Origin of the sequence: Lichenicoccus sp. (genome assembly GCF_965276875.1) — a bacterium.
In the GTDB taxonomy this organism is placed as follows: Bacteria; Pseudomonadota; Alphaproteobacteria; order Acetobacterales; family Acetobacteraceae; genus Lichenicoccus.
The window spans coordinates 247069-272789 of sequence record NZ_OZ255701.1; the positions used below are offsets into that span (position 1 = coordinate 247069).

Below are 25721 nucleotides of genomic sequence, written 5' to 3' on the forward strand. Positions count from 1 at the left end.
GATGACTCGGGACAAGGACGGCCGGGAGTCGTCGACGTCCGGACCGGCGCGTCGCAGGCGCCCCAAGCAGGACGGTGCGTTCGACCTGTGGCTTGCACGCGGCCTGCACCAGATGTTCGACGACATTGCCAACGAGCCGATCCCGGAGGAGCTTCTCAGGCTGATCCAGAACGACGAGCAGCAAGGCTAGTCTGGTGCGGTCCGCGCATACGATTCCGCGCGGCCCGTTTGGGCTTCGCGTCATAAACCTGCTGTTCGCCCCGCTCAGGCGCGGTCGCGCGGCCGGCGACGTGATCGTCGGCGGCGGCGTGCGCCGAATACGTCGCATGGTCGATACCGTCAGCACCCGGATGATCCTGATCATTCTGCTGACCTCCATCCCGCTCGCGATCCTGAGCGGCGGGGTCTCCTGGCACAGCTATGAAGCCGCCTCCGACGCCAGTGGCGCGCGCGCGCAGGGTATCGTGCGGACGTTGCGCGACCGCGTCCAGCAGGACCTGGACTATGCCCATGATTTCCTGCGCAACGTCGCCTCGATCCCCGAGCTGCGCGCGCCCTTGGCCTGCCCGCGCGTCCTGCACCTCGCCTTGATCACGCAGCGTGAACGCTATAAGGCGCTGAGCGTCATCGACGGCAGCGGGCGTGTCGTCTGCTCGACCTCGCTGGTGCCGGGCGAGCCCCTGCCTGCCGACCTGCCGGCGGAAAATGCGGCCGGCTCCGGCATCCACGGCGTCACCTTGGTCAGGGCGCACGGCGCCGTCGGGCGCATGGTGGCCGAGCAGTCATGGCTCAACCCGGCCGGCCCGGCGCACGTGCTGGTCGCGCAAGCGCTGCTCGGCTGGAGCCGCAAGGCCCTGTTCGGCGTCGACCTGCATGCGGGGATGGTGGGCGGGCAGACGCCCATGCATGCCTGGCTGATCGGCCCGGGTGGCATCGCAGCCTCGGCCTGCCTGGATTGCGCCTGGCCGATACCGAAGGATCTAGCGGCAATGGTCAGGCTGGCCAGGCAAGGCCACGGTGCCGCGATGACGAGCGACGGAGGTTCGGTGGCACTGGGCGTGCTCGCCGGGCCGATTTCGCTGCTGGTGGTCACCCAGCCAACCGACAAGGAAGTGCGCGCACTGAGCGTGTTCATCATCCGGGTCATCGGCATCGTGCTGCTGCTCGGGGTCGGGCTGCTCGGCGTCGCCATCGGCGCCAACCTGCTGGTGACGGCGCCGCTGCAGGCATTGACGGGGGCCGTCACGCAATGGCGGCGTGCCGGCGCGTATGATCCCGGCGAGAGCAGCATGATGCCTGCCGAGCTGCGCGAACTCTCCCGCGCCTTCCATCAGGCGACGCGCTCGCTTGCGACGCACGAGAGGGATCTGCGCGATGCGGGAGCCCGGCAGGAGCTGCTGATCAAGGAGATCCATCACCGGGTCAAGAACAACCTCCAGATCGTGGCCTCGCTGCTCAACCTGCAGGCCAACCGCATCCGCCAGCCGGAAGCGCGGGCCGAGTTCGCCTCCGCACGCGACCGGGTCCGAGCGCTGGCGACGCTGCACCGCTATCTGTACTCCGAAGGCGAGCTGCATACCCTGAACATGCGTCAGTTCCTGCACGAACTCTGCACGCAATTGTTCCAGGCGATCGGCGAGCGGCAGGGGCGTCGTATCCAGCTCGCCATCGAGGCGCCGGAAATCGCGATGTCCACGGATCAGGCCGTCCCCTTGGCCCTGGTGGTGACCGAGGCGGTCAGCAACGCGGTCAAATATGCCTTTCCTGGCGACCGTCCCGGCCAGGTGAGCGTCACCCTGATCGCGCTGCCGGCCGGACGCGCCCGCCTGGTGATCGAGGATGACGGTGTCGGCATTCCGGCCGGACGCGCCGAGACCGAAACCGGTGTGCGCGACGGGCTCGGCATTCAGCTCATCCGTGGTTTCGCGAGGCAACTCGGCGCGGAACTCGAAGTGCGTGAAGGGGCCGGGCTCGAAGAGCGTGCGGCTGTTGGCACACGATACAGCCTGACTTTCCCGCTGCATCCCGAAGTGCCGCGTGACGACGATACTGACGATGCCCCAGCCTGAAAATGCGGCCCTGAAGATGCCGGCGATTGACATGAAGCTTTGGCAAGAACCCGGCCCCGCGGTTGTCGCCAGCCGGCTTTGTCGCCACTACTCAGGGCCATGAGCGCGAACCGGACGGCGATCAAAGGGTGGACCCGAGCGCAATCGCGTCTCGGTCGACGAAACGCATTCCCCGTCGTGCTGCTCGGATTGCTGGGCACCGCCTGCGCGCTGTTGCAAGTTGCCTGCATCGCCTGGGTGCTCGCAGCCAGCCTGACCGCGTCACACGCCACGGCCGCCTTGTCACCGTCGCTGCCCACCACCCTGGTCGCGTTCATCATTGCTGCCGTCCTGCGGGCGCTGTTGCAGGTGCTCTCCGAGGTCCAGGCCGCGCGCGCCGGGATGCGTGCGCGCACACGGCTGCGTCGCAGTACCCTGGGCAGCATCCTGGCGGATGGCCCGCGTCTGCTTCGCGCCAACCATAGCGGCGCCTTGGCGGCCCTCGCCGTCGATCGCATCGAGGCTGTGGACGGGTTCTTCTCGCGCTACCTTCCAGCCGCGACACTGGCTATGGGGGCGCCGCTTCTGGTGCTGATCGCGGCCTGGTTCGCGCAGCCGCTGGCGGCACTTGTGTTGCTCTGTTGCGGGCTCGCGGTGCCGGTGATGCAGGCGCTGTTCGGCATCGGCGCCGCCGTCGCCGCGCGCCGCCAGTTCCAGGCGATGTCACGGCTGCAGACCCGCTTCGTCGACCGTATGCGCGGCATTGCCACCATCGTGCTGGCCGGACGCACCGAGGACGAGGCGAGCCGGCTGGCCCTCGCCGCCGACGAGCTGCGCGTGCGCACCATGCGGGTGCTGCGTGTGGCGTTCCTGTCCTCCGCCGGGCTCGATTGCGCGATGGCTGTCGCCATCATCGTCATTGCCGTACATGACGGCGCGCTGTTCCTCCATCCGGGCTCTGCCGTGTTGCTGACCGTGCCGCATGCCTTGTTCGCGCTGCTGGTGGTCCCCGAATTCTTCGCCCCCCTGCGCAATTTCGCGCTCGCCTATCAGGACCGCGCACAGGCGGCGTCCTGCGCCGAGGGCCTCGCCGAACTGCCCATGGCCAGTACGCCCGCGGTGGCGCCGCACCGCATCCCGCCACCCCCGCCGGGTGGCGTCAGCCTGGTGTTCGAGAATGTCAGCTTCGCCTGGGAGTCTTCGCGCGGCCTGGCGCTGGACGCGCTCAGCTTCCGCCTCGATCCGGGCGAGACGCTATTGCTGGTCGGCCAGTCCGGTTCCGGCAAGTCCACGGTCATCGAGATGCTGCTCGGCTTCATCACACCGGATCGCGGCCGCGTGCTGATCGACGGCAACGATCTGGCGAGCCTGGATCCCGCGGCACTGTCCGGGCTGGTCTCATGGATTGGGCAAAAGCCGTTGTTGTTCGCCGGTTCGCTGCGCGAGAACATCCTGTTTGCCAGGCCCGACGCCGATGCGGCGGCCCTCGACGCAGCGCTCCATGTCGCGGCCCTCGAGACGGTCGTGGCCGACCTGCCAAACGGGCTCGACACGCGGCTCGGCGAGGGCGGCTACGGTCTCTCCGGCGGCCAGGCGCAGCGGGTCGCCATCGCGCGGGCGGTGCTGCGCGACGCGCCGCTGCTGCTGCTCGACGAACCTACAGCCCATCTCGACCCCGAAACCGAACGCGCGGTGTTCGACAGCCTGCGCCACCTGGCGCGTGGACGCAGCGTGCTGATGGCGAGCCACTCGGCTGCCGCCCATACGCTCGGCGGCCGCCGAATTGAACTTCGCGACGGCAGGCTGGTAGCCCACGCCGAGCCGCGGCTGGGCGTGGCGTCGTGAGCGCCCGCACCCGGCCACGCAAGCTTGCCGCTCCGCTGCTGGCGGTGCTGGCACTCTGGCGTGGCCAGACCGCGGGCCTGGCCCTCGGGGTCGTGGTGTCGGTGCTGGCGCTGCTGTTCGGGCTGGCTTTGCTCGCGGTGTCGGGCCTGCGGCTCGCCGGCACCACGGTCGGCTTGCTGCTTGTCTCGGGATGGCTGCTGCGTGGCTTCGGCACCGGCCGCGTGGTGCTGCGCTACGGCGAGCGGCTGCTCACCCATGGCGCCACCTTCCGGGCGTTGGCCGATCTGCGCGTCTGGTTCTTCCGCAGGCTCGCCGCCAGTGCTGCGGGGGGGCTGGGGTTCCGGCGCACCGGCGATGCGCTCTCAAGGCTGGTCGGCGACGTGGAGGCCCTGGACGGGCTGTATCTGCGCCTGTTGCTGCCGCTGTGCGGCGCCCTGGTCAGCCTGCCGGTGCTCGCGCTGCTGATCGGACGCAGCGCCCCGATCCTCGCACTGGTCGTCTGCCTGCTGTTCGCCGCAAGCGCGTTGCTGCTGCCTTGGCTGGCCGCGCGACGCTCTGCCAGGATTGGCGGCACTACCGCCGAGGCCATGGCCGGCCTGCGGATCGCGATACTCGACACGATCACGGGCTTGCGCGAATTCCGCGCGTTTGGGGCCGAGCGCCGCACGCTCGCCGGGGTCGAGGCGTGCGAGGGCCGCCTGCTGTCGGCGCAAGCCGGGTTGGCCCGGCAGTCCGCCGCCGCCGGTGCGGGCGCGTTCCTGTGCAGCCAGGCGGCGGTCCTGTGCGTGCTCGCGGCGGCGGCCGGGATCGGCTTTGCCAGATTGCCGCCGCTTACCGCCGTGCTGGTGCTGTTCGTAATGCTGGCGGCGTTCGAGGCGGCATCCGGCTTGGTGCGCGCAGGCGTGCTGGCCGGTCACATGGCGCACGCGGCGTCGCGCGTGCTGCAGATCGGCGACCACCCGCTTCCGGCGCAAGCGCGCACCACACCGGCCCCAGGGCTGGCGCCGATGCCGGCTGACATGTCCGTGCGCTTCGATGCCATCCGGTTCGCCTGGAGCGAACAGCCGGCTCGGGCTCCGGTGTTCGATGGGCTGTCCCTGCGCATCCCACCCGGCGCGCGCGTCGGCCTGCTCGGGCCGTCCGGGTCCGGCAAGTCGAGCCTGGCAGCCCTGCTGCTGCGGATCGCAACACCGCAATCTGGCCAGATCAGCATCGGCGGGATCGACATCGCCCGGCTCGACGAGGCCACGCTGCGCCGGAGCATCGCCTGGCTCGGCCAGGACAGCCATCTGTTCGACGACTCGATCCGCAACAATCTGGCTCTCGGCCGCCCGGACGCCAGCGAGGCGGAACTGTGGTCGGCGCTGGAGCAGGCGCAGATCGCCGATCTGGTGCGCGGCCTGCCGGACGGCCTGGACTCCTGGCTGGGCGAGTCGGGCGCGCGCGTCTCCGGCGGGCAGGGTCGGCGTCTGGCGCTGGCGCGCGTTCTGCTGTCGGCAGCACCCATCCTGATCCTGGACGAACCCTGCGCCGGCCTCGATGCCGACACCGAACGCGCCTTCCTCGCGACCCTCAACGAGGTCGGGCGCGATCGCAGCATGATCCTGATCCTGCATCGCCTGACCGGCGTCGAACGTCTCGACCGTGTCTGGCGCCTGCAGGACGGCAAGGCGCTCGCCACGGCTTAAGGTTCCACAGACCGGACTATTGCGGTAACAAGCTGGTGATCGCGGTTTGGAGGAGTCTCGCCATAATGCGCCGTCTGCCGTTGCTGCTCGCCGCCTGCGGTGCGCTGTCTGCCTGCGCCTATTTCGAGGGGGGCGCTTTGGGCCGCAAGTATGTGGTGTTCTTCGGCCGCGACTCCGCCTCGCTTGACCATGCCGCGCGTGGGGTGGTCGCGCGCGCGGCCGATGCCGCAGCCGACAACCCGGCACTGGATTTGCTGGTGGAGAGCTACGCCGGGGCCAACGGCCCGGTCGATGCGGATGAGGCGCTGGCCACCAGGCGTGGCGACGTCGTCGCCGACGCGCTGCGTGCCGACGGGGTGGCGGCCAACCGTATCCAGCTGCGCCCGCGGCCACCCTCGAACGAGAACCCGGGTATCGCGGCCCGGCGGGTGGAAATCGATTTCGGCAACTGAACCCTTGAATGCCCCAGGGGATGCGGAAACGCGCGACCCGCTCGCTGTGCTGTCGCGGGTGTTCGGCTTCAGCGCCTTTCGCGGTCTGCAGGAGGCCGCGATCGGCCGGGTGATGGCAGGCGGCGACGCGTTGCTGCTGATGCCCACTGGCGGCGGCAAGAGCCTCTGCTATCAGATCCCGGCCCTCTGCCGGCCCGGCATGGGTCTGGTGGTGTCACCGCTGATCGCGCTGATGGACGACCAGGTCGCCGCCTTGCGCCAGCTCGGCGTCAATGCCGCCGCATTGCATTCCGATCTCGAACCTGACCATGCGGCCAGGATTCGCGCCGATCTGTCGGCGGGTCGGTTGGACCTGCTCTACGTCTCGCCCGAGCGGCTGCTGGCCGCCGGCATGCTGGATCGTCTGGCGCGGCTGGAGATTTCGGTGATCGCCATCGACGAGGCGCACTGCGTCTCCGCCTGGGGCCATGAATTCCGTCCCGAATACCGCGCCCTGGCGCGACTGCCGCAGGCGCTGCCTGGCGTGCCTCGCATCGCACTCACCGCCACCGCTGATGCGCGCACACGCGGCGACATCATCGAGGCGCTGGCGATGCCTGAGGCGGAGGTGCTGGCGGCGAGCTTTCACCGCGAAAACCTGCATATCGCGGTGCGCCCAAAAGGCGGCGAACTCAAGCAGCTTCTCGACACGCTGGACCGGCAGCGCGCGGGCACGGGTGCCGCAATCGTCTATTGCGGCAGCCGCAACAAGACCGAGCGGGTGGCGCGCGCCCTGCGCGAGCGCGAATGGCCGGCGATCGTCTTTCATGCCGGAATTTCGCCGCTGGAAAAGCGCGCGGCCCTGGCGCGTTTCCGTGCCGGCGAGGCGGTGGTGGTGGTGGCGACGATCGCATTTGGCATGGGCATCGACCGGCCGGACGTGCGCTGTGTGGTGCATCTGGACATGCCGGATAGCCCCGAGGGCTACTACCAGCAGATCGGCCGTGCCGGACGCGACGGCGAGCCGGCGGCGACCCTGCTGCTCTATGGCGGCGAGGACATCGCGCGCGCGCGGCACTGGCTTGAGCAGTCGACCGCGCCGCCCGCGCAAAAGCGGGTCATGGGCCAGCGGCTGGAGGCGATGATCGGCCTCACCGAGACCACCGGCTGCCGCACCCGCGCACTGCTGGCCTGTTTCGGCGAGCAACTCGCCCAGGATTGCGGCCATTGCGACAATTGCCGCGACGGCGTGGCGCTGTTCGACGGCACCATCGCCGCCCAGAAGGTGCTGTCGGCGATCTATCGCACCGGCCAGCGATTCGGCGCCCTGCACATCGTCTCGGTGCTGCGCGGCAAACAGACCGACATGGTCGCGAAATACCAGCACGACCGGCTGCCGCTCTACGGCATTGGCAAGGAGCGGCCGGACGGATTTTGGCGAAGCGTGATCCGCCAGCTCGTCGCGCGCGGCGCGTTGCGCACCGGCGACGGCGAGTACGCCACCCTGGCGCTGAACGACGCTGTCGCCCGGCCCATCCTGCGCGGCGAGGCGGCCTTGATGCTGCGCGAGGACCCGGTCGAGGCGGCAGCGCCGCGCATGGTCCGTGCGAGCCTCGACACCATGCTCGACCCCGACGCGCAGGCGCGCTTCGAGGCGCTGCGGGCCTGGCGCCTGGAGGAGGCGCGGGCGCAGTCGCTGCCGCCCTACGTCATCTTCCACGATTCCGTGCTGCGCGACATCGCCCAGCGCAATCCTCCGGACGCTACGTCCCTCGGCACGATCAAGGGCGTCGGCGCCTCGAAGCTGGAGCGTTATGCGGACAAGGTGCTGAGCCGGCTCGGCGGTTAGGCCGTCGCCCGCACCGGGTCGTCCGTACGGCGCCTGGGTGCGCGCATGAACCTGCGGGCAATTCGTACCAGGGTGGGCATCGTCGTCGGGCGCAGCAGCCTGGGGTCGTAGCCGCTGAAGCGCCGGTCGTTCTCATCCAGGCACACACTCATCAGTTCGCTTAGGCCGATCTCCTCGGCGCTGACCGCCTTGGCGCCGTTTACGGTAAAGTTGTGGTCTTCCGCGACTTTCTTGCCGTCCGCGTCAATGCCGCGGGCGATGCCAATCCGCTCCCAGCCCAGGAACACCCAGACCGCGGCGACGCGCAGTTCGAACAGCGGCCGCTTCCAGGCGGGCATAGTACGACGGTGCCAGGCGAGCCAGTTCGCAAACAGCAGGATATGGCGGCATTCCTCCTGCATCACCGGCTCGAATGTGTCGACCAGCGGTTGCGGGAACAGCCCCGAGCGGCGCGCCATCTCGAACAGGCCAAACGCGAAGAAGCTGTCGATACATTCGCTGAAGCCGGTGACCAGATAGGCCCACTCGGCGTCGCGCGGGGCCGCGTAGTCCGGCTCGCGGGCGAGCGGGATGCCGTAGAAGGCGACCATCCGCGAGAGCACCTCCTTGTGGCGGTTCTCCTCCCAGGCGTTCAGGCCGATGGCCTGGCTGAGCGCCGCATCGTCGAGCATGTCGGCATAGGCCTTCATGCGCAGCCGGGCCTTGCCCTCGGTCTGCACCGCGATGTCCCAGATCGGCAGCGCCGTGATCCGGGCCAATGCGTCGTCGTCCAGGGTTGGCCAGTCGATGACCGAGGGTTTGTACGGGTTGAAGGTCTCCTGGAACATCGCGCACATGGCGGCCTTGTGCGCGTCCGAGCCGATCGGCAGCCGGCCGTCCTGGGGGCTGCGCCAATGACGTGCGTCGTGGTCGGCCTGTGCGATGGCGGCACTGCTCGGGATCGGTGATGCTGTCATGGTGCCGGCTCTCCGCCTGAGTTGAATGACCTGGACCAGATGGTGGTGCCCGCGGCGATTTGTAGCCCTTGTCAGCCATCCGGGCCGGGCGCATTGAGGGGCGACTGGGCGGGTGCGTGGACGGTGCTCTAATTGCTTGATCGCAAGGACCATTTGCCCGGTCAAGGGTTTCGCCTCAAGGCGGACCCCGTTGCATCCGCGAACTGCACGGTCGAGGACCTCAGACTTTTATGCGTTGCCCGTTTTGCGGTCATGACGATACGCAGGTCAAAGACAGCCGTCCGAACGAGGACTCCGCGGCGATTAGGCGGCGGCGCTTCTGTCCGACCTGCGGCCAGCGATTCACCACCATCGAGCGGGTGCAGTTGCGCGAACTGGCGGTGATCAAGGCGGACGGGCGACGGGTGCCGTTCGAACGCGACAAGCTGGCCCGCTCGATCCGGATCGCGATGCGCAAGCGGCCGATCCCCGAGGAGCGCATCGAGCGCATCGTCAACGGCCTGGTGCGCCAGCTTGAGGCTTCCGGCGAGAACGAAATCCCGACCAAGCAGCTCGGCGAGCTGGTGATGGACACGCTGCGCGAGGTCGACGCGGTCGCCTATGTCCGCTTTGCCAGCGTCTATCGCGATTTCCGCGAGGCGCGCGATTTCGAGATCATCCTCGGCTCGTTGTCCGAGCTGCCGCTCGCTACAGCCGCAGAGGCGGCGCCGGCCGAGGCTGGACCTGTCGAGGCAAAGAGCCGATGAAGCGGGCATGACCGGGACCGAACCACCCTCTGCCGCACGCCCCCCGGCCCCAGGCCGCGCGCGCACCCGCACCCGCACCGCGGCCCGGGTGGGGGCAGTGCAGGCTCTGTTCCAGAGCGAGCAGGGGGCCGAGAACCCGGAGTCGGTCATTGAACAGTTCGTCCGCCACCGGCTCGGCGAACTGCCTGGGACCGGCGGCTACGAAGAGGGCCGGGTGCCGGACGCCGACGTCGTCCTGTTCAACCGCATCGTCCGCGCGGCAGTACGCGAGCAGGACCGGCTCGACGGCTTGCTGAGCGAGGCGCTGCCGGTGGAGTGGCCGCTGGCCCGGCTCGATCCGGTGTTGCGCGCCCTGTTGCGCGCGGCGGGTGCCGAGCTCTCGATGTCCGACGGGCCGCCCGGTCGGGTGGTGATCAACGAATATCTCGACGTGGCGCACGGCTTCTTCTCTGGTGACGAGCCGCGCATGGTCAACGGCCTGCTGGACACCATGGGACGCCACCTGCGGCCCCAGGACTTCGCCCAGCCGCCTGGTGCGGCATGACGATGCCCGGCTGGCGTTGACCTGCTGGCAATGACTGGTGCCGACCCGCTGCCGGCGGAGTTCGCCTTCATCGCCCGGCATTTCCGACCGTTGGCAGGCCCGGGCGCGCTCGATCTTGCCGACGATGCCGCGGCCTTTGCCCCGCCCCACGGCCGGCTGCTCGTCGTCGCCGCCGACGCGATGGTGCAGGGGGTGCATTTCCTGGCGGATGATCCGCCTGAGACGGTCGGCCGCAAGCTGCTGCGGGTGAACCTGTCGGATCTGGCCGCGATGGGGGCGGTGCCGCTCGGCTATCTGCTGACGATGGCCAGGCCGCGCGATCTCGGCGAGGCCTGGTTCGCGGGCTTATGCGACGGGCTCGCTTGCGACCAGGACACGTTCGGCGTGCATCTGCTGGGCGGCGATACCACTGTTTTCTCTGGCGTCTCGGCGGCCCCGCTGGTGTTGTCGCTGACCATCATCGGCCATGCCGCCCCCGGCGCGATCCTGCGCCGCCGCGGCGCGCAAGCCGGCGACGGGCTCTGGGTCACCGGCAGCATCGGCGACGCCGCCCTCGGCCTGGCCGTGCTGCAGGGACGGCTGGCAGACCCCTCCGGCGTCCTCGCCGACCGCTACCGTCTGCCACAACCGCGGCTCGCATTCGGCGCCGGCCTGCACGGGATCGCCGCGGCGGCAATCGACGTCTCCGACGGGCTGGTGCAGGATTGCGGGCACCTATGCCGGCAGAGCGATGTGACGGCAACCATCGAGGCCGAGGCGGTGCCGCGCTCGGCGGCGGCGCTGGCCGCGGGACCGCATTGGCTGGAAACCTGCCTGACCGGCGGCGACGATTACGAGCTGCTGATCGCGGTGCCGGAGGTCAATAATGCGGCGTTGCATGCGCTCTCGGCGCGCTGCGGCATCGCGGTAACCCGGATCGGCGGCTTCGCCGCGGGCGCGCCTGCCGTGCGGGTCATCGACCCATCCGGGGCGGCGATAATGCTGTCGCGGACCGGCTGGAGCCATCTCTGAGCACAGGCGCTCCGCCCTCGCGTGGCCTGATCGCTGCCTTCGCCTTCGCCTGCGGGCTGCTCGTCGCCAACCTCTATTACGCGCAGCCGCTGACCGCGCTGATTGGCCGCGATCTCGGGTTCCGCGCCGGCGTCGTTGGCCTGCTGGTGACCCTGACCCAGCTCGGCTACGGCGCCGGACTGCTGGTGCTGGTCTCGCTCGCCGACATCCTGGAGAACCGCGCGCTGGTGCTCGCCGCCCTCGCCGGGCTGGCGCTGGCGCTGGCCGGTGCGGCGCTGTCGACGTCTCCCGCGGCTTTCCTCGCCGCCGCCTTCGCGACCGGGTTCTGCGCCGCGGCGACCCAGATCCTGGTGCCGTTCGCCGCCCACCTCACTCCCGAACACGCACGCGGTCGAACCGTCGGCGCGGTGATGAGCGGGCTGCTGGTCGGCATCATGCTGTCGCGTCCGCTGGCCAGCCTGACCGCCGCGCGCTTCGGCTGGCAGGCGATCTTCTGGGCCTCCGCGGCGGCGACCGTGGGCCTGTGGCTGCTGCTGCGCAAAGCCCTGCCGCGACGCGTGCCTGAGCATCAAGGGTTCGGCTTCCTGGCGGTCCTGAAATCGCTGCCGGTGCTGCTGATCGAGACCCGGCTGCTGCGGCTGCGCGCCTTCACCCAGGCGATGGCGTTCGCCGGGTTCTCGATGTTCTGGACGGCGGTGCCGCTGGTGCTGGCAAGTCCCGGCTTCGGTCTGCGCCAGCAAGGCCTCGCTCTGTTCGCGCTCGCCGGTGCCGGCGGCGCGCTGATCGCTCCGGTCGCGGGCCGACTTGCCGATCGCGGCCACACGCCGGCTGCCACCATCGCCGCCTTGTCGGGCGTGGCGATCGCCTTCGGCCTGACCATCCTGGCGGTACGCACGCATGATCTGGCACTGCTGACCGTCGTGGCGGTGCTGCTCGACGCCTGCGTGCAGCTCAACCAGGTGGTCGGCCTGCGCGCCATCTACAACCTGCGGCCGGAGGTGCGCGGCCGGCTCAATGCGCTCTACATGGCGATCATGTTCGCCGCCGGCGGCCTGGCCTCGATCCTTGCGACGCTGCTGCTGGAGCATTTCGGCTGGACCCCGGTGGCATTGCTCGGCGCGGTCTGCGCCGGCGTGGCCCTGGCGGTGCAGCTTCGTTCATGATTGGCTGGCGGCCTGCCCAAGGATCCCGCCGCATGGACGAGCCCGATTACCACGCTCTGGTGCGTGCCAACGCGGGGTTCCTGGCGCTGCCGATCGAGCGGTGCACCGAGTCGGCCAACATCTACGGGGGCCTGTTGGCAGGCCCCGCGGCAGTACTGCAAAAATTCCTTGCCCGACGCTAGGGAGCCGTGACAGATCGGATCCGTAACAGAACCATGTAATTGGCCATGCCCGATGCGGACGAGAACGAGAGACGGCTGCAAGCGTTCCTGGCCTTGATCCGATATGCGGAAAGCGGGAAGCAAGAGCGATCCGACGCTTATACTCGCTTGTATGGTGGTGCTCACTTTCACGGCTTCAGCAATCATCCAAGGCACAAGGTGACAAGATGGCAACATACAACAACTGCTGCCGGCGCCTATGGGATCACTGCGGACACGTATGACGACGCCGTGAAAGCCCACGTTGTCCATGATTTTTCTGAACCCTCTCAGGATGCCATCGCAACATGGCGCATCAACCACAGAGGTGCTCTGTGGAATATTTGGGACGGGAGACTGGACGCCGCCTTTACTGCCCTCAACCAGACTTGGTCGTCGCTACCTGGAGGAGGACAGCAGGAAATAACGTCTGAGGAGGCAAAGCGTTATGTCTGGAATCGACTGGGAGAAGCCTGTCCATGAGATGGTCACTGGCTTTTGCTTGCGCGGCAGCATTGCTGAGCCCGGAAATACTTCATGCTTCTGGCTCGCACACTGAGGTGGACAGAGCAAACCTTGAATGCGGCGGAACAAAGTTCTCCGCAAGAAGTACTTTCCGTCGATTTGCGCCGGTATCGCAGGTCATGATCGCCCGGCCGGCAGGCGCAAGAACCGCGACTCCGGTTGATCTCAGGCAGACACGGATTTCTTATCGACGCGAGTTGGGCAACACCAAAGGCCTGTCCTCTTTCGTGTCCGGCTGGCAATGCAGGCGGACCCCGGCGGGCCATGTCCTGGTGCTCTGGTATGTCTGTCCGGAGGACCTGCGCGAGGACGTGCCGCAAGCACTTTGCAGTCTTACCCGCGAGTGGGAACGCTACGTCGCTCTTGACGGAAGCCTCCTGGATAACGGCTTCTCGTTCGATGATGCGCGCTACGAGAAGCTTCGCACCGAACTTGGCTACCCGGACAAGCCAGATGAAGCATTTGATGAGGGACCCTTCCTTTCCATTCATTGATCTCCGGCGCCGAGTTGCATTGCTCGGCGCGGTCTGCGCCGGCCTGGCCCTGGCGGTGCAGCTTCGTTCGTGATTGGCTGGCGGCCCGCCCCAAGGATGCCGCCGCATGGACGAGCCCGATTTCCACGCTCTGGTGCGTGCCAACGCGGCGTTCCTGGCGCTGCCGATCGACCCCGCGATGCTGGACGGCGTGGTCGCCAACCTCGTGTTGCTGCATCGCCATGCGGCCGCGGTTATGGAATTCGCGCTGCCGGACGCGCTCGATGCAGCACCGAGCTTTCGGCCATGACCATCGCGGCCGGGGTCGCGGCCCGGCTCGCGGCAATCGAGCGGCACGACCCGGTGCTGAACTGCTTCACCACCGTGCTTGCCAACTCCGCCCGCCATGAGGCCGAGGCGCTGGACCGCCGAATCGCCGCCGGCGAGATGCCGGGGCCGCTCTGGGGGGTACCATTCGCGGTCAAGGACCTGTTCGACGTCGGCGGTGTGGTGACGCGCGCCGGCTCGGCCATCCTGGCGACGGGGGCGCCGGCGGCGCGTGATGCGACCGTGGTCGGGCGCCTGCGCGCCGCTGGCGCGATCCTGCTCGGCTGCCTCAACATGGACGAGTTCGCCTACGGCTTCACCACCGAGAACGCGCATTACGGCACCACCGCCAACCCGCACGCCACCGACCGCATCGCCGGCGGCTCATCGGGCGGCTCGGCCGCCGCGGTGGCCGCCGGCCTGGTCGCGTTCTCGCTCGGCACCGACACCAACGGCTCGATCCGGGTGCCGGCCTCCCTGTGCGGCATCCTCGGCCTCAAGCCGACCTTCGGCCGACTGTCGCGCGACGGCGTCTTGCCCTTCGTCAACAGCTTCGACCATGTCGGCCCGTTTGCGCGCACCGTCGCCGACCTGGCGCGGGTCTATGAGGTCATGGCCGCCGCCGAACCGCCTTTGCCGGCGCCGATGCCAACCCACCCGAGGGTCGGCCGGCTGGTCGGCTGGTTCGCCGCGGGCGCCTCGGCGCAGGCGCTGGACGCGGTCGACCGGGTGGCGGACGCACTCGGCGGGGCGGCCCCGGTGGAGCTGGCGGAGACCGCCCGCGCCCGCTCGGCCGCTTTTTGCATCAGCGCCGCCGAAGGCGCAGCACTGCATCTGCCACGGCTGCGTGCCCATGCGTCGCAGTTCGACCCCGCCACCCGCGACCGCCTGCTCGCCGGCGCCCTGCTGCCGGCGGCGGTAGTGGCGCAGGCGCAGCGCTTGCGCGCCTGGTATCGCGCCGAGGCGAGGCGCCTGTTCGAGCGCTTCGACATGCTGCTGGCCCCCGCGACGCCGACCTCGGCACCGCTGCGTGGGCAGCCGACCCTCATCATGGATGGTGTCGCGGTTCCGGTGCGCGCCAATCTTGGGCTCTACACCCAACCGATCAGCTTCATCGGCCTGCCGGTGGTCACTGTTCCGGTGCGCGGCACCGGCGCGCTGCCGATCGGGGTACAGCTGATTACCCGACCCTTCGAGGAGGCGCTGGGGCTGCGCATCGCGGCCGAACTGGAGCGGCAGGCCGTGATCGGCTGCGAGCCGCTCGCGTACGATTGAACTGCCGGCCGACAACTCCGATGCCCGCGCTGAGATCGAAGCGGCATTCGCGCGCTACGAGGCAGCGCTCACCGCCAACGGTATCGGCACGCTCGACGCCACGTTTCCACAGTCGGCGCAGCCTATCCACTATGGCATCAGCGAGAACCCCAGCCGGCTGCCGGATCGACGCGGAGTCACGCCATCGCGCCCGTCATGCGGTCGATCCGGCGTGAGAGCAGCCTGACCATTTCAGACAGCTCCGCCAGCTTTGTCAGCTTTCCATCCGAGTCGACCCGGAGACCGTCTTCGCTGTCCGAAAGCCGCAGGACAAGCCGCGGGATCGGACTACACTGAAACAGCTGCAGCACGGTGTCGGCAAGGTCGTGCCAGCCTACCGGAATGCGAGCCGGTGCTGCGAGCACGTTCGCACGCAAGGCGGTCATTTCGCCCACCGTGAAGCCGAGTGGCGGGACGTGGAAGCCGGGTTCTGCGCGATCAAGCACCGATGGCACCACATCCGGAACTCCAGGCCGTCCCGGTAGACGCACGCCGGGAGCCAGGGTCGCAAGCCAAAGCGGCTGATATTTGTAGAGACGCCCCGGATGGCCGCTCACTTCGCACAGACGCCGAGACATGGCAGTCGCCAGATCGATCGCGGAAGGCCAGGTTCGGCAGGGGTGGACTCGAAACGTCAGTGAGCCAAACTTTGATTTCACCTGGTCTGCAACGCATGGCGGGTCGGCACTCAGCAGAGCAGAAAGTGTCTCAACGAGCGGAAACCACCCCGGTCCGACCTCAAAGCCCCTGCCCATCGCAAAGCACTGCGGATCACCCTCACGATTGGCGAATAAGCCCGGGTAACGCGAGCACAAAATCGCATCGAGGTCAGCGGAGAGTTTCATGGCCGGTCTGCGCCGCGCGATCAACCGGTCGCAGTGCGGTAATGCGCGTCTCCCCGCACTTCGCGCCGCATGCCCGCCAGCGCGAATGCAGCCACGATCCGCGCCACAACTTTGGTTGGTTGCAGAAAGGGGTCTGCATAGATCGTGAACAGGCCAGTCGGTCGGTGATACACGACTCGTCCGCGTGGGCAGTCCTCGTACTCCTGCCAGGCAATACACGCGGGCAATCCGCGCTCGGCAAGAGAAGCCGCGCCCTGCCGACGCCACGCTTCCCAAACCTCGTAGTGGCCTTTCGGATGGGTCAGGAACTCTCCGTAGGACTCGCCTTTTGAGAGCGCGGTGGTATCGATAACAAGGACATGGTCGCCATTCATGGGCACGCCCCAGAAAATTCCGACCAGCGGCTCACTCACTTCTCGAACGCTTGGTCATTGAGCAAGGCGCGCGCCCTCTGAACGATGGCGGTGAGCGTGCCCTTGTCAAAGGCGTCCGCGATCGTGCCCTCGCAAAAGCGCTCCCCCCTGATCACCGCCGTCAGCATGTGCCGCAGGTCGTCCATCGTTGCCCTGGTCACGGCCTCGTTGCTTGCGAAAAGCGTCTTGGCCTTGTCCCCCTCCATCCAGTCAGACCAGTTGGTGGTCATGATCCAACCGGATTTATACACAGCTTCATAAAAAGCTTCGCCTCCATCGGAAAGATCGAACCACGGGAGCTTGGTAATGCCGTTGGGGCTTGGACTCGGATTTGACCACTGACCGATAGAAAAGCCAGGAGCTGCAAACACGTCCGCGAACCGCGCGAGCTCTGCAAGCTGCGGTTCGGCACTTGCTTCGGAGATTTCGGTGGTCAGCCCATCTGGCAGAAGAATGTCGCGTGCAGATGGCGCTATGATGAGGCGAACGCCACTTAGCCCGGCAGTTTCCAGTGCCGGCCGGTGCTTGTTGTGCCAGTTCGGGTGTAAGGCGCTGGTCGTGTATCCAAAGATCACGAGCCGTGGTTCGGGATCGATAACAAGATTGCTGCCTTCCTTTGCAGCTTCCGCAAGCAGGGGATGGATCGTTTGTCCCTGCATTCCGCGCAGCGCGAGCAGCACCTGGCAGGTCCGGCGATAGCACTTGACAAGTAGCTCACTCCCGCCATCGGCTCCAAGCCATTTGGCATATTTCCTGAGCTGTTCGAAAACTTCGGGCTTCGTGTTGGAGACCAGCGAAGGATTTCCGAAGCACTTGGCCTCGTAAAAAGTGATACGAATTGCGCTGTCATGGCGCTCCAGTGCAACCATGTCGATGCGGGATCGGTGCCCGGGCAGCGCCATTTCGACGTCGATTACGTGCGGATTATTATCCGCGATAGCCGCCACCCCCCTTTTCTCATCACCCGCAAAGTCCCGGGCTTTCTTGATCCAGTGGTCCAGCATGACCCTTCCGGTATAGTGGACGTCGCCTGCCTTGTTGCCATCGAACCTGAGATACTTCTGACCCTCGGCCGCCTCAAGGACGTATTTATGGTGAATTTCGGCGTGCAAGGAAGGTTTAGCCGCGGCATTAAACTTGACTCGGTAGATTGATTGCCCCTCGACATAGGCGTTCAGATATCTGTCGCGAACAGCCAGGAAGAGCGGTCGCTTTCGTCCGCTTGCATCCTCAAAACGGGCTTCCAGCACGTCCTTCCACCACGCCGGGCGCTCATCCAACGCGGTGAGGCCGGTATCTGCAAATTCTCGCCCGAAAATCATGGTCATCACACCTCCCACCATTCTCCGTCGCCGCGACGTGTCACATGGCTTCCGAACAGCGCGGCGAACTGATCGGCCCGGAACGTGTGGATCGGCACCAGCGCGTCCGGCGCCAGTGCGGCGGCCAGCCGTTGCAGATCGCTTGTACTGGCGTGGCCAGACGTGTGGATAATCTCGAACGTGACGTGGCGCTCGCTCAACTTGGCCTGGAAAGCCGTTAAGTCCGGCTTGTCGAGATAGCCATCCCATTGTGACCAGATGACCCGCGCTCCATCCCAGGCACCCGCCATCAAATCGAGGTCGGGCAGCATCGCCGGTCGAAGCAGCATCGCTGTCTTCCCCAGCATAGGGCCAAGGGTCTCGCGATAGAGCCGGTGTTGTTTGTAGCGGTCAACGAGGTCGAAACGCTCGGTGCGCGCAATGTGACGGCGCTGGTATTCGGGCACGTAGACCGCAAGGTTGGGCCAGCCGGCGGCCGGAACATTCGCATTACCGGTTGCCCGCAGGACCTCCATCGCATAGAGATCGAGCACCAACGTCCGACCAGTCCGCTTGCAGGCGCGATACAGACTGATGACGCGGTCGATGTTCTGAGCGGACGCGCAGACGCCGACGAAGCCCACTGGTCCCAGCCTCTCGACCAGCCGCGCCTCGATCTCGGCTTCGGTCGGGAACTGCTGGCCAGGAGCCAGCCGACCAAGGCTCGATCCTTCCATCAGCAGGGCGTGGATCGGGTGCGGCGGATGCCTGACGAGGCGCTCGAAAAGACTGGCTTTACGGCCATGCGCCCGAATGTCGCCCGAGTAGAATAATCGCCGCCCATTCGCCTCGATCAGGAGCGCGTAGGCGTCGTAGGCGGAATGGTCGACGAGATAGGGCGTGATCCGGAATGGCCCTATCGTGATCGGCTTCCGGTCAACCAGGTCTGGGCCGCTGTCGAATATTGCGGGGACGGGTCGCGGTACGAAGGCGGATGCAGCCCGCAGGATCCTCCGCGTTGCGGCCCCTGCCACGATCGTCGGGGCAGCATCGGCGGGGACCAAGCCCCAATGGTCGGCATGGCCGTGCGATAGGATCAGGGCCAGAAGGCTTGGATCTCCCTCTGACAGGCCGACGACTGGCGGGAGCAATGATGCAAGGTTTCGTTCGTCCGCGTCGAGCGGCAATCCGAGATCAAGCAAAATGCGCTGATCTTGGCAGGCGAGTTCAACGCAGGTGCCGCCGATTTGTGCAGCGCCTCGGTGGATGCAGACCTTCATTCGCTGCCCTTAGCTCGTCTTCGGCACCGTCTCGGCCATGGTCACAGATCCGAGCAGCTTGCACGTAGCCGTAGGCCCATATGGCCGCTGGCAGCCATCGCATGCGGCCTCTGGCGCAGCCAAAGCTTGGTGCGGTCGCAGATGATTCGGTGGCTCAAGACGCTCTCCGCCGGACGCAATGCGCGTCCTGATTATCTATTCGCGGGAGCTGACCTTGAATTAACCACACCCGGGCGGAATTTCGCGGGATCGTCATAAGATGACAAGCCAACGTCGCACTTTCACGGCGATTTCACACATTTCACGACGCCGATCTGTCCCGTAGGACCAGTGCTTGATGAGCCACACCGGGGGCGCACCCTGCGGGTGGATCGGGAAAGCGGCGCGGGTGCCTGGTGGGCTTGCCGCGAAGCGTCGGGCGGCGGCGTCGAAGTCGGTTGGTGACGCGGTAGCCAGCCCGGTGGCGAAGTGCAGGTCGCCGGGGATGGCGAGGAGCACCGCGGCGATCAGGGCGCGGGCGACTATGCGAAAGCCGGGGCGCTTGGCCAGACTGAACAGTGCGCCGAGCCAGGCCAGCATTGGGATGACATAGTAGCGGTCGCCGATGTCAGGCGATTGGAACAGCGTCCAGGCGGGCAGGCTGGATCCGGTGGCGGGCCGCAGCAGGCCGGCCGCGAACAGCAGCGCCGCATACAGGCAGAACTGCCGCAGCAGCCGGCTGCCGCCGCGCAGTGGCACCGTGGCGAGACCGGCACCGAGCAGGCAGAGCGCAACCGGCAGCAGATGGGCCGCCCACAGCGGGCCGTTCAGCACCGAGGCCATGCGATGGCGGCCGAGCAGCGAGCCGACGACGATCTGCAGGGCAACGATGTTGGCGAGTCTTGGCAGGCTGGCGCCGAGCAGGGGCGGCGTCGTGCGTCCGACGCTCAGCGCGAGCGTGGCTGCAGGGCCGCGCACAGGGTCACAAAGAGCAGCTTCGCGCCGCGGTCCTGCTGGCGCCACGCAGCATACTGCGTGATCGGCTGCGAGGCGCTCGCCTATGATTAACCCGGAGGCCGATGACCCCGTCGCCAGGCGCGAGATCCGTTGAAGCCGGGCAGGCGGCTCGCCAAGACGCTCGGTGCTACGCCGCACCGTCGCGAACTTCGGCCGCGACGTCGCCACCACCCATCTCGAGTTCCGTCGCGACGAAGGCGGACAAATCGGCCGGCAGAGCGATCCGGAGCGCGCATGGCTCTTCGAGGACTTGACGGCGTTCCAAACGGCGCCATGCGACCGTTCCAGGTTCTCTGTCAGTCATCCAGCTTGGCCTCGGTGCCGGCGTCTCCCAGACGCCAGTATCCCGCCGCCCTGATGCGGTCGCGTGGCAGGCCCTTCTCTTCGATCAGATGACGGCGCAGGCGTCTTGCCGTGGCGATTTCCGCGGCCAACCAGGCGTGCGTGTCCCCGTCTGGAAGCACCAGCCTTTTCAGGGCCTGTTCCAGCAAGGTCGTCGTTCCGGCCGCCCTGCGATCCCGATGCAGCCAGTGGATCGCGGCATTCGCGGCCGTGGGGAGGTGGCGCTCCTCACCGGCGTCGGCGACCTCGATCAGGACCACCGCGCCAGCACCGGGCCGCATCTCCTCCAGGCGCCGGGCGATGGCCGGTAACGCGGTCTCGTCTCCCATCAGCAGGGTAGTGTCCTCGTCGTCAGGCGCCAGGACGGACCCTCTTGGTCCGCCCACGCCGATCCACTGTCCCGGCTTTGCCTGCGCAGCCCAGGTCGACGCAGGTCCGCTGCCGTGGATCACGAACTCGACGACCAGCGTGCATTGCCGCGTATCGAAACGTCGCGGTGTGTAGTCGCGGATGGCGGGCTGGATTGCGCCGGCCGGGTAGGCACGCTGATTGTCGGCGAGATTTGGCAGCACCGGCCGGTCCTGGCCTGGAGCCGGGAAGAACAGCTTGACATGGTCGTCCGCGGCTACGGAGGTAAAATCGGCGAGTTCGTCACCCGCGAAGGTCATCCGACGCATCCTTGGCGTGACCTGTTCGACGCTGGCAACCTGGACAAGACGCAACTTGAGTTGGTGGCGAACGCGCAGCGCGCGGATGACATGGTTCATGCATGGATCCTCATGCGATTGGGGCCTGATGCCTACTGGTCCGTCTTAGTGCCGAGGATTTCGGCCGTGGCGCGTTTCAGGATCAGGGCGATCCGCCGCGCTTCATCGGGCGTGCAGTCGCGCGTTCGTAGCAAGGCGTGCTTCAGATCGTGGCGTGCCTGGTGCAACTCATCCGCGGCCTTCGGATCGACCGCGTTCAGGCCGGCAAAGGCCTCGCGGACCTGCTCCATGCGGTCGCCGATGCGCCCCAGCGCGTCGAGCATGGCGTCCGTCGTGGCACGGTTGGCGGCCAGATGTTGGCGGCCTTGTTCCGTGAGGCTGTAGAGCTTGCGATTGCCGTCCTGCGCGACCGCCGCATGGCCGATCTCTTCCAGGTAAGTGAGGGCCGGATAGATCACGCCAGGGCTGGGAACATAGAAGCCGTTGGACCGCTCCTCGATCGCCCTCATCAGTTCATACCCATGCGCAGGCTGCTTATCCAGCAGCGCCAACACGACGAGCTGAAGATCTGCGGAGGAGAGCTTTCGCGCGCCCGGCATGCCGCCGCCGCCCATGAAGCCTGGTCCTCCGCCACGACCGAAGCCGAAGCTGCCTCGCCCCCGACCATGACCGATGGCGTGCAAGGCGTGGTGTATTAAAAAGCGAGAGGACTGGCCGTGCATATTTCTAAACATGTCTTACGATATGTCTAGAGATATGACGTCGTCAAGCGGTTCGACCGTAAAATCCTGCCGGGCTCCGCCATCGCCTTGGCGTGCCGGTCAGTGCTTGACGAGGTGCATCGGTCTGGCGCCTTGCGGGTGGATCGGGAAGGCGGCGTGGGTTCCAAGCGGGCTTGCTGCGAAGCGTCTGGCGGCGGCGTCGAAGTCGGTTGGTGGCGCGGTGGCCAGCCCGGTTGCGAAATGCAGGTCGCCGGGAATGGCCAGCAGAACCGCGGCGATCAAAGCGCGGGCGACGATCCGCAAGCCGGGCTGTGCTGCCAGGCTGAACAGCACGCCGAGCCAGGCCAACATCGGGATGACATAGTAGCGGTCGCCGATATCGGGCGACGTGAACAGCAGCCAGGCGGGTAGGTTGGAGCCGGTGGCGGGCCGCAGCACGCCGGCGGCGAACAACAGCGCCGCATAGAGGCAGAATTGCCGCAACAGCAGGCTGCCGCGGGTTAGGGCAATCACAGCGAGACCGGCGGCGAGCAGGCAGAGGGCGAACGGCAGCAGATGGTTGATCCAGAGCGGACTGCCCAGCACCCAAGCCATGCGATGACGGCCGAGCAGCGTGCCCGCGACGATCTGCAGGCCGACGATGTTGGCAAGCCTTGGCAGGCTGGCGCCAAGCAGCGGCGGCGTCGTGCGTCCGGCGCTCAGCGCGAGGATCGCCTGCAGCACCGCGCACAGCGTCAGGACGAACAGTCTCGCGCCGCGATCCGCCCCGCGCCGCGCGGCATACTGCCAAGCCGCGACCGGCAGCAGGAATAGGCAGAACGGGCCGCTGAGCCCGCACAGCGACAGCACCGCGAGATCGAGCGCCCGCCCAAGCGGTCTACGTGCCGGGGTCGCGACCAGCAGCAGGAAGCCGATCAGCGAGAGAGTCCACTGCGCGTTGGTCAGGTTGCCATACAGCTCGAAGGAATTAGGCAGCAGCAGCGCCATGCCGGCGAACAGCGCCCGGCTTGCGCGCCTCGGCCAGACGTCGTCGAGACGGCGCGACAGCAGCAGGACGGCAGCAGTGGTCTCGATGCCGAGTGCGGCGAGCGCGAAGATCGTCGGCGCCCAGAGCAGCGGGAACGGCGTTGCCGCCAGCGCCACCAGCCGGCAGATGGTCTGGGCGTAGCCGGCGTACGGGACCAGCAGGCTGTGCCCGCCTGCGTTATAGGCGTCCGGATACCAGTTCCAGCCATCCTCGGCCCAGAAGTCCGCGTGCAGCAACACGGCCGGCCGGCGGCAGAGCAGCAGGCCGAAGCAGAGCACGGCGATGAGCAGAACCCGCAGGCGGGGACGCCTCACTGCAACCGTTCCCGTTGCCGCGAGCTTGAGTCGTTCGGGGCTCGTCATGCGAGACAACGTTGGCAGCCTGCCCGCTTGCAGCTTGATAGGAGGAACGCATGGAATATCGTCTGCTCGGCCGCTCCGGCCTGAAGGTCTCGACCGTCACCCTCGGCACCATGACCATGGGCGGCGGCGGCCAGTTCGCCAAGATCGGCAATGTCGGCCTCGACGAAGCGCGCCGACAGATCGATCTGTGCCTGGATCACGGCGTCAACCTGATCGACACCGCCAACATGTATTCGACCGGCGCTGCCGAGGAGATCGTGGGTGCTGCCCTTGGCGGCAAGCGGCCGAAGGGTGTGCTGATCGCCAGCAAGGCGCGGTTCCCGATGGGCGAGGGACCGAACGACCGCGGCCTGTCGCGCCATCATCTGATGCAGGCCTGCGAGGCCAGTCTGCGCCGTCTCAACACCGACGTGATCGACCTCTATCAGGTGCATGAGTGGGACGGCCTGACGCCGCTGGAGGAGACGCTCGAGGCACTCGACCGGCTGGTGGCCGACGGCAAGGTCCGCTATGTCGGCTGCTCGAACTATTCCGGCTGGCACCTGATGAAGGCGCTCGGCGTCAGTGCTGCTGAGCATCGCCAGCGCTTCGTCAGCCAGCAGATCCATTACACGCTCGAGGCGCGCGAAGCCGAGTACGAGCTGCTGCCGATCAGCATCGACCAGGGGCTCGGCGTGCTGGTGTGGAGTCCGCTCGCCGGCGGTCTGCTGTCGGGCAAGCATCGTCGCAACCAGGCAACACCAGAGGGCACGCGCCAGCTCGCCGGCTGGTCGGAGCCGCCGATTCGCGACGAGGAGCGGCTGTGGGACATCGTCGAGGCACTCCTCGGCATCGCGAACGCCCGCGATGTCTCGGCGGCACGGATCGCGCTGGCATGGACGCTGGGACGCCCGGGGATCACCTCGGTGGTGATCGGCGGACGCACCGAGGCGCATATCGCCGACAACCTCGGTGCCGCGGACATCGTGCTGAGCGAGAGCGAGCGGGCGACCCTGGACAAGGTGAGTGCGCCGCCGATCCTCTATCCCTACTGGCACCAGCTACAGACGGCGCGCGACCGGCTCTCCAGTGCCGACCTGGCGCTGCTCGGACCGCACCTCTGAGGATCGCGCTCAGCCGAGATAGCGGCGTTTCAGGTGGGCTTGGTAGATATCGGCTGACAATGGCGCGCCGGTCGCGTCGCGAACGATCTCCGCGGCGGTAACAGAACTGGCGCGCTCGTGCACACGCGGGCGCAGCCAACGCAGCAGCGGCGTGAAATCGCCCTGCGCCAGGCAGCTTGGCAAAGCCGGCTCGTCGCGGCACGCGGCGTGGAACAACTGCGCCGCGGTGATCGCGCCGAGCGTGTAGGTCGGGAAATAGCCCCATAGGCCGGCCGACCAGTGGATGTCCTGCAGGCAGCCGCGCCGGTCGTCGGGCACTGTCACCCCGAGCAGCTCATGAATCCCGTCGTTGAACGCGCCGGGCAGATCCGCGAGTGCGAGGTCGCCCGCGATCAGGCGCCGCTCCAGGTCGTATCGGACCAGCACGTGGGCGGGGTAGGTGACCTCGTCGGCATCGACGCGTATCAGGCCGGGCTCGACGCGGGTGACCCGGCGATGCAGATTGTCCGCCTCCCAGGCCGGACCAGAGCCGCCGAAGCTTTCGCGCAGCAAGGGTGCCAGGAAGCTCATGAACTCGCGCGAGCGGCAGGCCTGCATCTCGATCAGCAGCGACTGGCTCTCATGCATGGCCATGCCGCGCGCCTGTCCGGCCGGCTGCGACAGCCAGTCGCGCGGGCGGCCCTGCTCGTAGAGCGCGTGGCCGGTCTCGTGCAGCACGCCCATCAGCGCGGTGCTGAAGTCGCTCTCGTCATAGCGGGTGGTGATCCGCACGTCGTCGTTCGCACCGCCGCAAAACGGATGCGTGCTGATATCGAGACGACCGCGCTCGGCATCGAAGCCCACCGTCGCCATCAGCCGCTCGGCCAGCGCCTTTTGGGCTGCGATCGGAAACGGCCCGGACGGCGTGATCGGCGCCGGGCGCGACTGCTGATGTTCGAGGGCTGCCGCGATCAGGCCGGGCAGTCCGGCGCGCAGCGAGGCGAACACTGGATCAATCAGGGCCATGCGGTTGCCGGGGTCGTACTGGTCGAGCAGCGCGTCGTAGGGAGCGAGCCCGAGCGCTTCGCCCTTGACCGCGCCGATCTCGCGTTGCCTGTCGAGGACTTCGGCCAGGAGCGGCAGCAAGCCCTTGAAGTCACTGTTGGCGCGCGCACTCCGCCAAGCGCGCTCGCAGACCGAGGCAGCGCGCGAGGCGGCCTCGACCAGGTCCGCCGGCACGCAGTTGGCGTGAGCGTGCTGGCGACGCATCTCGGAGAGGTTTGCCGACTGCCAGGTGTCGAGACCGCTCCCCGCTTCGGCTAGCAGATCGCCCATGTCCGGCGCGGTCAGCAGTTCGTGCGCGATCACCGAAAGGGCGGCGAGCTGGCCGGCGCGCTGACCCGCCGCACCGGCCGGCATGATGGTGTCGTTGTCCCATCTGAGGATGCCGAGCGCGCCCTCGACGTCGGCAAAGCGGGCAAAGCGCGTCTCAAGGATCTGGTAGGACTGCATAGGCGGATTTCC

The 25721-nt window shown here is 67.4% G+C and carries 27 protein-coding genes and 1 pseudogene; 18 read left to right on the forward strand and 10 right to left on the reverse strand.

Features of this window, described 5'->3' with window-relative positions:
• The first annotated feature begins 1 nt into the window (after position 1).
• From ACQY4K_RS01255 to recQ, 6 genes are all read left to right on the forward strand, one after another.
• Complete coding sequence (locus tag ACQY4K_RS01255; RefSeq protein WP_428392736.1) at positions 2-190, forward strand: NepR family anti-sigma factor; 189 nt, start codon at positions 2-4, stop codon at positions 188-190.
• A gap of 4 nt (positions 191-194) precedes the next feature.
• Positions 195-2069 (forward strand): sensor histidine kinase, encoded by a 1875-nt coding sequence (locus tag ACQY4K_RS01260; RefSeq protein ID WP_428392737.1) that lies wholly within the window; start codon positions 195-197, stop codon positions 2067-2069.
• 99 nt (positions 2070-2168) lie between these two features.
• The gene (gene cydD / locus ACQY4K_RS01265; protein ID WP_428392738.1) at positions 2169-3893 is read left to right on the forward strand and encodes a thiol reductant ABC exporter subunit CydD; all 1725 of its coding nucleotides are present in this window, start codon (positions 2169-2171) and stop codon (positions 3891-3893) included.
• Entirely contained in the window at positions 3890-5581 is a 1692-nt protein-coding gene (gene cydC / locus ACQY4K_RS01270) for a thiol reductant ABC exporter subunit CydC (protein ID WP_428392740.1), read from the forward strand. Before cydD ends, cydC begins: the two co-directional genes overlap by 4 nt.
• Positions 5582-5646: 65 nt before the next feature.
• Complete coding sequence (locus ACQY4K_RS01275; RefSeq protein WP_428392742.1) at positions 5647-6033, forward strand: OmpA family protein; 387 nt, start codon at positions 5647-5649, stop codon at positions 6031-6033.
• 4 nt (positions 6034-6037) lie between these two features.
• Positions 6038-7861 carry a DNA helicase RecQ gene (gene recQ / locus ACQY4K_RS01280; RefSeq protein WP_428392744.1) on the forward strand — a complete coding sequence of 608 codons (1824 nt, stop codon included), beginning with the start codon at positions 6038-6040 and terminating at the stop codon, positions 7859-7861.
• Here the strand turns inward: recQ and ACQY4K_RS01285 are convergent.
• Positions 7858-8817, reverse strand: a complete 960-nt coding sequence (locus ACQY4K_RS01285; RefSeq protein WP_428392746.1) for a ferritin-like domain-containing protein — start codon at positions 8815-8817, stop codon at positions 7858-7860. The two genes, recQ and ACQY4K_RS01285, sit on opposite strands and share 4 nt — an antisense overlap.
• 230 nt (positions 8818-9047) lie before the next feature.
• Here ACQY4K_RS01285 and nrdR point away from each other — a divergent pair, with 230 nt between their 5' ends.
• From nrdR to ACQY4K_RS01335, 10 genes are all read left to right on the forward strand, one after another.
• Positions 9048-9563 carry a transcriptional regulator NrdR gene (gene nrdR, locus ACQY4K_RS01290; protein WP_428392748.1) on the forward strand — a complete coding sequence of 172 codons (516 nt, stop codon included), beginning with the start codon at positions 9048-9050 and terminating at the stop codon, positions 9561-9563.
• A gap of 7 nt (positions 9564-9570) precedes the next feature.
• Positions 9571-10107, forward strand: coding sequence for a transcription antitermination factor NusB (gene nusB, locus ACQY4K_RS01295; RefSeq protein WP_428392750.1), 537 nt, complete (start codon positions 9571-9573; stop codon positions 10105-10107).
• 30 nt (positions 10108-10137) lie between these two features.
• Complete coding sequence (gene thiL, locus ACQY4K_RS01300; RefSeq protein WP_428392752.1) at positions 10138-11118, forward strand: thiamine-phosphate kinase; 981 nt, start codon at positions 10138-10140, stop codon at positions 11116-11118.
• Positions 11119-11147: 29 nt separating this feature from the next.
• Positions 11148-12281, forward strand: a complete 1134-nt coding sequence (locus ACQY4K_RS01305) for an MFS transporter (RefSeq protein WP_428396274.1) — start codon at positions 11148-11150, stop codon at positions 12279-12281.
• A 32-nt stretch (positions 12282-12313) separates the two neighbouring features.
• Positions 12314-12463: a hypothetical protein gene (locus tag ACQY4K_RS01310; protein ID WP_428392754.1), complete on the forward strand. Its 150-nt coding sequence runs from the start codon at positions 12314-12316 to the stop codon at positions 12461-12463.
• A 45-nt stretch (positions 12464-12508) separates the two neighbouring features.
• Positions 12509-12964: a hypothetical protein gene (locus ACQY4K_RS01315; RefSeq protein WP_428392755.1), complete on the forward strand. Its 456-nt coding sequence runs from the start codon at positions 12509-12511 to the stop codon at positions 12962-12964.
• The gene (locus tag ACQY4K_RS01320) at positions 12961-13500 is read left to right on the forward strand and encodes a hypothetical protein (RefSeq protein WP_428392756.1); all 540 of its coding nucleotides are present in this window, start codon (positions 12961-12963) and stop codon (positions 13498-13500) included. Before ACQY4K_RS01315 ends, ACQY4K_RS01320 begins: the two co-directional genes overlap by 4 nt.
• 106 nt (positions 13501-13606) lie before the next feature.
• Complete coding sequence (locus ACQY4K_RS01325; RefSeq protein WP_428392758.1) at positions 13607-13789, forward strand: DUF4089 domain-containing protein; 183 nt, start codon at positions 13607-13609, stop codon at positions 13787-13789.
• Positions 13786-15081: an AtzE family amidohydrolase gene (locus tag ACQY4K_RS01330; RefSeq protein ID WP_428392759.1), complete on the forward strand. Its 1296-nt coding sequence runs from the start codon at positions 13786-13788 to the stop codon at positions 15079-15081. Before ACQY4K_RS01325 ends, ACQY4K_RS01330 begins: the two co-directional genes overlap by 4 nt.
• A gap of 1 nt (position 15082) precedes the next feature.
• Positions 15083-15307 carry an AtzH-like domain-containing protein gene (locus ACQY4K_RS01335; RefSeq protein WP_428396276.1) on the forward strand — a complete coding sequence of 75 codons (225 nt, stop codon included), beginning with the start codon at positions 15083-15085 and terminating at the stop codon, positions 15305-15307.
• Here ACQY4K_RS01335 and ACQY4K_RS01340 read toward each other — a convergent pair.
• From ACQY4K_RS01340 to ACQY4K_RS01360, 5 genes are all read right to left on the reverse strand, one after another.
• Positions 15258-15698, reverse strand: a complete 441-nt coding sequence (locus tag ACQY4K_RS01340; protein WP_428392761.1) for a hypothetical protein — start codon at positions 15696-15698, stop codon at positions 15258-15260. The two genes, ACQY4K_RS01335 and ACQY4K_RS01340, sit on opposite strands and share 50 nt — an antisense overlap.
• Positions 15699-15985: 287 nt before the next feature.
• Positions 15986-16378, reverse strand: a complete 393-nt coding sequence (locus tag ACQY4K_RS01345) for a hypothetical protein (RefSeq protein ID WP_428392763.1) — start codon at positions 16376-16378, stop codon at positions 15986-15988.
• Positions 16375-17706: a DUF6508 domain-containing protein gene (locus ACQY4K_RS01350; RefSeq protein ID WP_428392765.1), complete on the reverse strand. Its 1332-nt coding sequence runs from the start codon at positions 17704-17706 to the stop codon at positions 16375-16377. Before ACQY4K_RS01350 ends, ACQY4K_RS01345 begins: the two co-directional genes overlap by 4 nt.
• Complete coding sequence (locus tag ACQY4K_RS01355; RefSeq protein ID WP_428392767.1) at positions 17706-18959, reverse strand: MBL fold metallo-hydrolase; 1254 nt, start codon at positions 18957-18959, stop codon at positions 17706-17708. The genes ACQY4K_RS01350 and ACQY4K_RS01355 overlap by 1 nt, the downstream gene beginning before the upstream one ends.
• 252 nt (positions 18960-19211) lie before the next feature.
• Positions 19212-19916 (reverse strand): hypothetical protein, encoded by a 705-nt coding sequence (locus tag ACQY4K_RS01360; protein WP_428392769.1) that lies wholly within the window; start codon positions 19914-19916, stop codon positions 19212-19214.
• A 148-nt stretch (positions 19917-20064) separates the two neighbouring features.
• Here ACQY4K_RS01360 and ACQY4K_RS01365 point away from each other — a divergent pair.
• Positions 20065-20313: pseudogene (locus tag ACQY4K_RS01365) on the forward strand (AtzH-like domain-containing protein); the annotation flags it as partial.
• Here ACQY4K_RS01365 and ACQY4K_RS01370 read toward each other — a convergent pair.
• The 3 genes from ACQY4K_RS01370 to ACQY4K_RS01380 all read right to left on the reverse strand — a co-directional run bounded on the left by ACQY4K_RS01370 (position 20252) and on the right by ACQY4K_RS01380 (position 23067).
• Positions 20252-21064: a siderophore-interacting protein gene (locus ACQY4K_RS01370; protein WP_428392771.1), complete on the reverse strand. Its 813-nt coding sequence runs from the start codon at positions 21062-21064 to the stop codon at positions 20252-20254. The pseudogene ACQY4K_RS01365 and the gene ACQY4K_RS01370 overlap by 62 nt on opposite strands.
• Positions 21065-21096: 32 nt before the next feature.
• Positions 21097-21618, reverse strand: coding sequence for a PadR family transcriptional regulator (locus tag ACQY4K_RS01375; RefSeq protein WP_428392773.1), 522 nt, complete (start codon positions 21616-21618; stop codon positions 21097-21099).
• A gap of 207 nt (positions 21619-21825) precedes the next feature.
• Positions 21826-23067, reverse strand: a complete 1242-nt coding sequence (locus ACQY4K_RS01380) for a hypothetical protein (RefSeq protein WP_428392774.1) — start codon at positions 23065-23067, stop codon at positions 21826-21828.
• A gap of 98 nt (positions 23068-23165) precedes the next feature.
• Here ACQY4K_RS01380 and ACQY4K_RS01385 point away from each other — a divergent pair, with 98 nt between their 5' ends.
• The gene (locus ACQY4K_RS01385; protein WP_428392776.1) at positions 23166-24218 is read left to right on the forward strand and encodes an aldo/keto reductase; all 1053 of its coding nucleotides are present in this window, start codon (positions 23166-23168) and stop codon (positions 24216-24218) included.
• Positions 24219-24227: 9 nt separating this feature from the next.
• Here ACQY4K_RS01385 and ACQY4K_RS01390 read toward each other — a convergent pair whose 3' ends face one another.
• On the reverse strand, positions 24228-25709 hold the full coding sequence (locus tag ACQY4K_RS01390; protein WP_428392778.1) for a carboxypeptidase M32: 1482 nt from the start codon (positions 25707-25709) through the stop codon (positions 24228-24230).
• Positions 25710-25721: the final 12 nt, after the last annotated feature.